Source organism: Mesorhizobium sp. P5_C1 (genome assembly GCF_054049815.1).
Map to the genome: position 1 here is coordinate 1 of NZ_JBFULQ010000240.1, position 8,228 is coordinate 8,228.

The 8,228-nt window shown below is 62.7% G+C and carries 10 protein-coding genes; 5 read left to right on the forward strand and 5 right to left on the reverse strand.

Annotated elements, in window-relative coordinates; all coding sequences use genetic code 11:
• From ACXJ7R_RS18705 to ACXJ7R_RS18715, 3 genes are all read left to right on the forward strand, one after another.
• Positions 1 to 1,599, forward strand: a 1,599-nt coding sequence (locus ACXJ7R_RS18705; RefSeq protein ID WP_457153141.1) for a xanthine dehydrogenase family protein molybdopterin-binding subunit, incomplete at its 5' end; no start/stop codon positions are given.
• Between the two features lie 12 nt (positions 1,600 to 1,611).
• Positions 1,612 to 2,409, forward strand: a complete 798-nt coding sequence (locus ACXJ7R_RS18710; protein ID WP_457153142.1) for an FAD binding domain-containing protein — start codon at positions 1,612 to 1,614, stop codon at positions 2,407 to 2,409.
• Positions 2,410 to 2,688: 279 nt separating this feature from the next.
• Positions 2,689 to 3,711 carry an acyltransferase family protein gene (locus ACXJ7R_RS18715; RefSeq protein ID WP_457153143.1) on the forward strand — a complete coding sequence of 341 codons (1,023 nt, stop codon included), beginning with the start codon at positions 2,689 to 2,691 and terminating at the stop codon, positions 3,709 to 3,711.
• 19 nt (positions 3,712 to 3,730) lie between these two features.
• On the opposite strand, the gene ACXJ7R_RS18720 is transcribed toward ACXJ7R_RS18715, so the two are convergent.
• The 3 genes from ACXJ7R_RS18720 to ACXJ7R_RS18730 form a co-directional block, all read right to left on the reverse strand.
• Positions 3,731 to 4,216 (reverse strand): SRPBCC family protein, encoded by a 486-nt coding sequence (locus ACXJ7R_RS18720; protein WP_457153144.1) that lies wholly within the window; start codon positions 4,214 to 4,216, stop codon positions 3,731 to 3,733.
• A 94-nt stretch (positions 4,217 to 4,310) separates the two neighbouring features.
• On the reverse strand, positions 4,311 to 4,808 hold the full coding sequence (locus ACXJ7R_RS18725; protein WP_457153145.1) for a GNAT family N-acetyltransferase: 498 nt from the start codon (positions 4,806 to 4,808) through the stop codon (positions 4,311 to 4,313).
• On the reverse strand, positions 4,805 to 5,563 hold the full coding sequence (locus ACXJ7R_RS18730) for a copper homeostasis protein CutC (RefSeq protein WP_457153146.1): 759 nt from the start codon (positions 5,561 to 5,563) through the stop codon (positions 4,805 to 4,807). Before ACXJ7R_RS18730 ends, ACXJ7R_RS18725 begins: the two co-directional genes overlap by 4 nt.
• Before the next feature lie 249 nt (positions 5,564 to 5,812).
• Here ACXJ7R_RS18730 and ACXJ7R_RS18735 point away from each other — a divergent pair, with 249 nt between their 5' ends.
• On the forward strand, positions 5,813 to 6,268 hold the full coding sequence (locus ACXJ7R_RS18735) for a carboxymuconolactone decarboxylase family protein (RefSeq protein ID WP_457153147.1): 456 nt from the start codon (positions 5,813 to 5,815) through the stop codon (positions 6,266 to 6,268).
• A 31-nt stretch (positions 6,269 to 6,299) separates the two neighbouring features.
• On the opposite strand, the gene ACXJ7R_RS18740 is transcribed toward ACXJ7R_RS18735, so the two are convergent.
• Both ACXJ7R_RS18740 and ACXJ7R_RS18745 read right to left on the reverse strand, forming a co-directional pair.
• A complete protein-coding gene (locus ACXJ7R_RS18740; protein WP_457153148.1) occupies positions 6,300 to 6,731 on the reverse strand; it encodes a cupin domain-containing protein in 432 nt (143 codons plus the stop codon).
• 78 nt (positions 6,732 to 6,809) lie between these two features.
• On the reverse strand, positions 6,810 to 7,643 hold the full coding sequence (locus ACXJ7R_RS18745; protein ID WP_457153149.1) for a PA3715 family protein: 834 nt from the start codon (positions 7,641 to 7,643) through the stop codon (positions 6,810 to 6,812).
• Positions 7,644 to 7,923: 280 nt separating this feature from the next.
• Here ACXJ7R_RS18745 and ACXJ7R_RS18750 point away from each other — a divergent pair.
• Positions 7,924 to 8,228: hypothetical protein (locus ACXJ7R_RS18750; RefSeq protein WP_457153150.1), on the forward strand; the 305-nt coding region annotated here is incomplete at its 3' end.

Below are 8,228 nucleotides of genomic sequence, written 5' to 3' on the forward strand. Positions count from 1 at the left end.
GTCGGCGGCGGCTTCGGCTCGAAGATCTACATCTATCCCGAAGAGATCGTCTGCCTGTGGGCGTCGAAGAAGACCGGGGTGCCGGTCAAATGGGTGGCCGACCRCACCGAGAGTTTTCTGACCGACGCACATGGCCGCGACCATCACACTCATGCTGAAATGGCCTTCGACAGCGATCACAAGATCCTCGGCCTGAAGGTCGAGACCAAGGCCAATCTTGGCGCCTACATGTCGCTGTTCTCGTCGGCGACGCCGACATACCTCTACGCTACGCTGTTGTCGGGCCAGTACAACATCCCCGCCATCCACGCCAATGTGAAGGCGATCTACACCAACACCGCACCCGTCGATGCCTATCGCGGGGCAGGGCGGCCGGAAGCAACCTTCGTCATGGAACGCATGATGGAGACGGCCGCGCGCCAGTTCGGCGTCTCACCCGCCGAGTTACGCCGCAAGAACTTCATTACCTCGTTCCCGCACCAGACGCCGGTCATCATGTGCTACGACGCTGGCGACTATGCCGCTTCGCTCGACGCGGCGATGAAGGCGTCGGACTATGCCGGCTTTGCCAAGCGCAAGGCTGCCGCAGCCAAGAAGGGGCTGCTGCGCGGCATCGGCATGAGCTGCTACATCGAGGCCTGCGGCATCGCGCCGTCGGCGGCGGTCGGCAGTCTTGGCGCCGGCGTCGGTCTGTGGGAATCGGCGGAAGTGCGGGTCAATGCAGTCGGCACGATCGAGGTGCTGACCGGCTCGCACAGCCATGGCCAGGGCCATGAGACGACCTTCGCGCAACTGGTCAACGAACGCTTCGGCGTGCCGCTCGATTCGGTCTCGATCGTCCATGGCGACACCGACAAGGTGCAGATGGGCATGGGCACCTATGGCTCGCGCTCGGGTGCTGTCGRCATGTCGGCCATCGTCAAGGCACTCGACAAGGTCGAGGCCAAGGCCAAGAAGATCGCCGCTCATCTGCTCGAGGCTGACGAGGGCGACATCATCATCGAGAACGGCGCGCTGAAGGTCGCAGGCACCGACAAAAACGTGCCATGGTTCCAGATGGCGCTCGCCGCCTACACCGCCCACAATCTGCCGGGCGGCATGGAGCCCGGGCTGAAGGAAACGGCGTTTTATGATCCGTCGAACTTCACCTTCCCGGCGGGCTGCTACATCTGCGAGGTCGAGGTCGATCCGGAAACCGGCATGACCGAGATCATCCAGTTCGTCGCCGCCGATGATTTCGGAAACATCATCAATCCGATGATCGTCGAGGGCCAGGTGCATGGCGGACTGGCGCAAGGCATCGGCCAGGCGCTGCTCGAAGGCGCCCACTACGACAATGGCGGCCAACTGCTGACCGCGAGCTACATGGACTACACCATGCCGCGCGCCGGCGACCTGCCGTCGTTCAAGGTCTCGACCTCGAACACGCCATGCCCGGGAAATCCGCTGGGCATCAAGGGCTGCGGCGAAGCCGGCGCCATCGGCTCGCCGCCGGCGGTGATCAACGCCATCACCGACGCCATCGGCAGCAACGATCTTGCCATGCCGGCATCGCCGTCCACCGTGTGGGCAGCGATCCGCGCGACGACGAAACACTGAGGAGGAACGAGCATGTATTCGGTCAACTATCACCGCGCCGCCTCGGTCGCCGACGCCGCCAAACTGGTCAAGGCGGGCGATGCGAAGCTGCTTTCGGGCGGCATGACGCTGATCCCGGCGATGAAGACACGGCTTGCCGCGCCCTCCGACCTTGTCGACCTGTCGAAGATCAAGGAGTTGCAGGGGGTCAAGGTGTCGGGCAAGACGGTGACCATCGGCGCCGCGACCACGCATTACGACGTTGCCAATGACGAGAAGCTGAAGAAGGCCTGCCCGGCGCTTGCCCATCTGGCGTCGCTGATCGGCGATCCGGCGGTGCGCCACCGGGGGACGATCGGCGGCTCGATCGCCAACAACGATCCGGCGGCCGACTATCCGGCGGCGCTGCTGGCGCTGGGCGCCACCATCGTCACCAACAAGCGCCAGATCGCCGCCGACAAATTCTTCAAGGGCCTGTTCGAGACGTCGCTGAAGGAAGGCGAGATTGTTACCGCCGTCACTTTCACGGCGCCGGCTAAGGCGGCCTATGAAAAATTCCGCAACCCAGCATCGCGCTATGCGATCGTCGGTGTGTTCGTGGCCAAGGGCAAGGATGGCGTCAGCGTCGCCGTCACCGGCGCCGGCGACGACGGCGTTTTCCGTTCGAAGGAGATCGAGGCAGCCCTGGCCAAGAATTTCGCGGCCTCGGCGCTCGAAGGCGTGAAGGTATCGGCGAAGAATTTGATGACCGACATCCACGCCTCGGCCGACTACCGCGCCAATCTGATCGCGGTGATGGCCAAGCGCGCTGTGGCTGCCGCCACCGCCTGACACCATCAGCCGCGCACAAGGAAAGGGGCCCCTGCGGCCCCTTTTTCGCGTGCGGTGACCTGCAACTGTCCGGTTCCGATGGGATCGCCTCAGCGCGCCAACCGTTTGCTTGAAGCAATTCCCGTCCATACTTCGCCAGGAACTGCGTCAGCGACAATCTCGCACTTGCACAAAGCGATATTGCACTGCACTATGCCAGTGACCAAACGCGAGCCGGGTTGTTAGTGTCGATCACGGCCTGCGACCCTTTCAGCATCTTTCAATGCGAAGGGAGCCGGCATGACCGACATCTCCGCGACGCATGTCGTTGCGTCCCGACCCGTCGCCGACAGAGCGGCCAGAACAAGACTGGCCTATCTCGATGGCTGGCGCGGCCTGTCGATTGCCCTGGTGCTGATCGGCCATTTCTTTCCTGTTCCCGGGATCAATCTGGGTGTGCTGGGCGTCGAATTCTTCTTCGTGCTCAGCGGCCGGCTGATGAGCGAGATCCTGTTCATCGAGCGCTACCCGCTGAAGAAATTCTTCAAGCGCCGTTTCTCCCGCATCTATCCGGCACTTCTCGTCTTCGTGGTCGTCGCCATGATTGCGCTCTCCGGCACATTCATCGCCTTCAAATGGAAGGCGGCGCTGACCGCGCTGACATTCACCTACAATTATGCCGGCATCCTCGTCACGCGGGCGGGCGCACTCGACCATATCTGGTCGCTCTGCATCGAGGAGCACGCCTATATCATCCTGGCGCTGATCAGCGTCGTCGTCTTAAGCCGCTCTCGCGTCGTCGTGTTGCTCCTGGCGCTGGCCTTGCTTGCCATGGCGAATGGAGCGGTTTCGTACTGGGTGTTCGGGATGGACTACGAAACCACCTACTGGCGCACCGATGTGCATATCGCGTCGATCCTGCTGTCGGCCTCGATCTGCTTGCTCAAGGCGGATGGCAGACTGCCGGCGATCTTCAGAGGCAGGCACGTAGCACTGGCGGCATCGATCTTCGACGTTCTTCTGTTCCTCGATCCAGTGCCGACGCCGATCCACTATCTCTTCGCGGTGCCGCTGCTGGCGCTGGCCGTCAACGCGCTCGATTTCAGCCCGCGCTATCTGACCGGATTGCTGTCCTCCTGGCCGATGGCGACCCTCGGGCTGTGGTCCTACTCGCTCTATCTGTGGCAGCAGCCGTTCTACAAATTCGTCTATGAGCAAGGCAGCGCGCCGATCCCGATGCTGGCCGGGGTCTTCGTTTGCGCGCTTTGCAGCTACTACGTCATCGAGCGACCGGCACGCGAATGGCTCAATCGCAATTGGTAATGCCGTAGTGCTGTCGGCGCTAAGCCGATCGGCGCTTCTTGTCCGTCAGATACCGCTTGAGGCCGGCTTCGCCGCGCGGCGTCGTCCAGCGGTGGTTCCAGGCGAAGGCCTGCCGCAGCAGCGGTGCGAGGAATTTGAGGATCGGCCGCAGTACCGTGACCTGCCAGGTCAATTGCACATGGGTCCCGGTGCCGGACGGCGACAATTCCGCCCGCCACAGCCCGTCGAAATCGCCAAGGGTTTTCACAACCACCAGCTTGCCGGGTTCGAGCTCGGCGGCCTCGATGATGAAGTTCAGCTCGTAGGGCAGGGCGCCGCGAGCCCGCGCCCTTGCGCGCGATCCGATGGTCGCCTTGCCCTTCCTGTCGAGCGGCACCACCTCCTTGTAGACATCGCCCCACCAGATCGGCAGCAATTCGGCATCCGAGAGCACCTCCCACACTTCCTGCGGTGTGCCCTCGGGGATGTGCCAGCTTTCGTCGAAGCGAAAGACGTTGCTCGGCATCGCGTTTCCTCCGGTTGGCGGAAACATTCATATTAGCTGCGGCTTCTTTGTGTGGCCAGCGCCAGCGGGATCAGGCGGAGATTCGCCTGATGTATCAGTCGGAAATCTGTCTGATGTAGTAGCGCACCGCCTTCTTGCCGCCGTGGATGACGGCGTCGCCGGCTTCGGCGAAGCCAAGCGCGGCGTGGAAGGCATCCGAGGCGGGGTTCGGCGGGTCAGTGTTGACCTCGCAGGTGACCAGCGTGTGGCCGGCGCGCTCAACGTGGCCGAACAGATCCTGATAGAGCCGGCGCGCATGGCCGCGGCCACGCGCCTGCGCCGCCACCACGACACGGTCAACATAGACGAAGCGGGGGTAGCGTTCGCGGAACCAGACGAAATTCGGGCTGTCGTAACGGGCGTCCTGGTCGAAGGTCATGATGAAGGCTTCGAGATTGCCGATGCGCCGCGTGTAAAACGCCTCGCCGAGCAGGAAGGATAGCCGTTCGGGCTCCAGCCACGACAGTTCGGCTGCGTGCTCGTTGTTGAGCGCGAGGATTGCCGCTTCGTCTTCGGCCGATACAAGGCTGATCGGGGCAGGGGTCGCGCTCATGCCTTCGCAGCCGCAATGGTGGCCGCCACGAGGTCCGTGTCGGTCAAGGTGTTGCGGTACTCTCTGTCGAGGTCGGAGCCGCCCATGCCGACATGCGGGTTGCGGTAATCCATGGCGCTCGGCACATCCTTGAGGGCGGCGAAATGCATTTCTGACAACCCGGTCCTTCTGCGCACTTCGGCGATGTTGCCGAGGTCCAGCCCGCCGCAGCCGAGGATGACGATGCGGTCGCCGGCCTGTCGAACCAGATCCGCCAGCAGCGACATGCCCTCGACCGCCGTATCGCGCTGGCCGCTGGTCAGCACGCGGCCAACCTTGCTGCGGATCAGCGCTTCGAGCGCCTCGGCGGGGTCGCGGGTCATGTCGAAGGCACGGTGACAGGTCACGTTCAACGAGCCGGCGGCTTGCGTCAATTCACTCATGCGCGCCTCGTCGATGGTGCCATCGGCGTTCAAGCAGCCAAACACCACGCCGGGCACGCCGAGGTCGCGCAGCGCTGCGACATCGGCGAGCATCGAGGCGTACTCGGTTTCGCTGTAGAGAAAATCGCCGCCGCGCGGCCGCACCATGACGTGGAAAGGCACGGTCGCCTGGTCGAGGGCAGCGCGCACCGTGCCGAGGCTCGGCGTGATGCCGCCTTCAATGAGGCTGGCGCACAGTTCCACCCGGTCGGCGCCGGCCGCCTGCGCGGCCAGCAAGCCATCAATGCCTTCGACACAGATTTCGATCAGCGGCAGGCGAGTTTCTTCGGTCAAGGGGCAATCCAATCGATGATGTCGCCGCAAGCCCTAGCATCGGGCCGGTTGGCGCGAAAGCGTGAACAGCGCGTGGCCATTTGGGCCAGACGGCAAACTCCGCGCTTGACAGTCAAATAACCGTTGAGTTATGGAATAATCATAACCGGATGGTTATTAATCTCACTATCCGAACTCAGAAAGCCTGGATGCGCGGCATCCGGGCCCGACGAGACACGCCCTGACGAAACCCTTCAAAAGGAGAAGACCATGCAAGCAAGGATCAAGAATCCGGTGGTGCTCATTCCCGGATCCCTGCAGGCGCTGCTGGCGCTGGACAAGTCGACCGAAGCGGCCGAATTGCCCTATGTGACGCGCAAGCTCATCCATCTGCGCGCCAGCCAGATCAACGCCTGCAGCCTCTGCGTCGACATGCATGCGCGCGAGTTGAAGAAGGCCGGCGAAAAGGACGAGCGCATCTTTGCCCTCGCGGCTTGGCGGGAGACGCCGTACTTCACCGATGCCGAACGCGCAGCCCTGGCGCTGGCCGAGGCCGGCACACGGCTCGCCGACCGGCCCGACGCGGTGCCGGACGACGTCTGGGACGAGGCCGCCCGACATTACGATGAAAAGGCGCTCGCCGCCCTGGTCATCCAGATCGCCCTGATCAATGCCTTCAACCGGCTGAACGCTACGACACGGCAGATGGTCGGCGCCTGGGGCTAACCTTGTAGCAAAGGCGCGTCAGCCTTGGCCGCTACTGGCGCAACTCTGTGTTCTTGGCGCCTTCCTCGACCTGGTCGATCACCAGCAGTTTGACCGGACCATCGCCGATGTTGGTGGCCTGGTGCCATTGGCCGATCATTTCGATGATGAAATCTCCGGTCTTGTATGTGTTGCTGTTGCCGGTCTCGACATTGGTGACCTTCAGCGTCCCCGCCTGGACATAGGCGTAGCGCGGGAAGGGGTGTCTGTGCACCGGCAAGGTCGCACCCGGTGCAATGTCATAAGTCGACACCAGAACCTGCACGTTCTTCTGCGGCAGAGTAATCGGCTGGCCGGAAGCAGTCGTCGTGCGTGATGCCAGCGGTGTCACGACGACGGGCGTGCCGCTGCTGTCCAGCGCCAGGGCGGGGTGTGCAAATGACGCGACCGCCAGCAGCAATGCCGATGCCAAGATTTTCCGCATGTATCCTCCCAAAGCAACACATCTATCGCGCGGCGGCCCTCCGCGTGCAAGCAGGCCTTCTCGACGCGAGCGGCTTTCTCACGGCTCCATTGCCTTGAGCGCCGCCGGAACCGGATAGTGGGCGCTGTCGTAGCGTAGCCGGTAGGTCCGCTTCACGGATTTGCCTGGATGAGACTGGCACTCGCCATCCTTGTCGGGCAAGGGTTCGTCGGTATCCGCCTGCTCGAACGCTGTGATGTCGTGATAGCCGTGGTGGCTCGCCGTACTCATGGCCAGGCTGACCTGGCTGGAATGAAAGGATCCGGCGCAACTCGCGTCGCCTTCGCCGCCATGGCCGGCCACGGCTAGGCCGCCGAGCACCAAGCGCAGGGTGTCGCCGGCGACGGCATAGAGCCGCAGGCCGGTTTCGTCGAAAGGAGTGACCTGCGAATGGGTTGCCAGTTCGATGCGCAAGCCAAAGGCGGAGACATCGGGTGCCAACCGATAGCGACCGGTATCGAATTCGACCTTGCGGATGGCGATGGCGTCATCGGTCATCAGGCCGGGCTGGAGCAGGCGCTGGCGCACGCCCAGGCTCTTCCTGYCGACGACCAGAAGCTCAATATCGCCAACATGCCTGTCTTCGCTGGCTTCGACGCTGTCCATCAGCGGTACTGCGACCAGAAGCAGGTCATCATGCGCAGGCCAGATCTTGCAGACCAGGCCAACTGGGGTTTCGTAGTCCGTGAGCGTCAGGGGGATGCTGATATGGGGTTCGAGTGTTAGCGAAGCTCCGTCGACGCTCCTCTTGGCCTTGGGATAGGCCTGCTGCACCAGGGCGACAACATCGCCGCAATCGCCGGCGGCGGCCCAGACGGGCGACAGACTGGCCGCGGCGAGGCCGAGGAAGAGGGTGCGCAACACTGTTCGCATGGGATTCTCACGTCGCAGGACCGAGTTCGCTTGGAGATCCGCGTGTACCACAGTTGTTGCGTTTGGACGGGCCCGGATTTTGCAACGTTACCTTCATCAACAAGATCAGTCTCCGRCCCCCCCGGGTCGATGGAACGAAGCGTCTTATATTAGCCAGCAACGATATATTAACGGCTGTGATGCAACCTTTCCTCCATGGGGACGGGGAACACCCTCCTCATCGACGTTCCAACGCGCGCCCTTGGGGCCGCGGGACGCTCGACCAATGCGGGGAAAACGCATGAGTGTCGGAACAGCTCTGGAACAATTGCTGCGATTGATTCATCGCAGGGCAATGAAATTGGCCGCGTTGCCGGAGGATGAAAGGGATTTACACTACGATCTCATTCGCCGCTCATGTTGCGAAGCTGCCGAGAACGTTGGGCAAAGTCCCGACAAGGCAGCCATCACGGCAAACGATATGGTCGAATTTGTTCGCGCACTGGTCGGAATTATTGAAGTGGGTTGTGAATCGGACCAAGAGCAAAGCGCCGACCGCCCGCTGCCAGAACGCCATTTTGGGAGTCGGGAGACTGTCGCCACGCC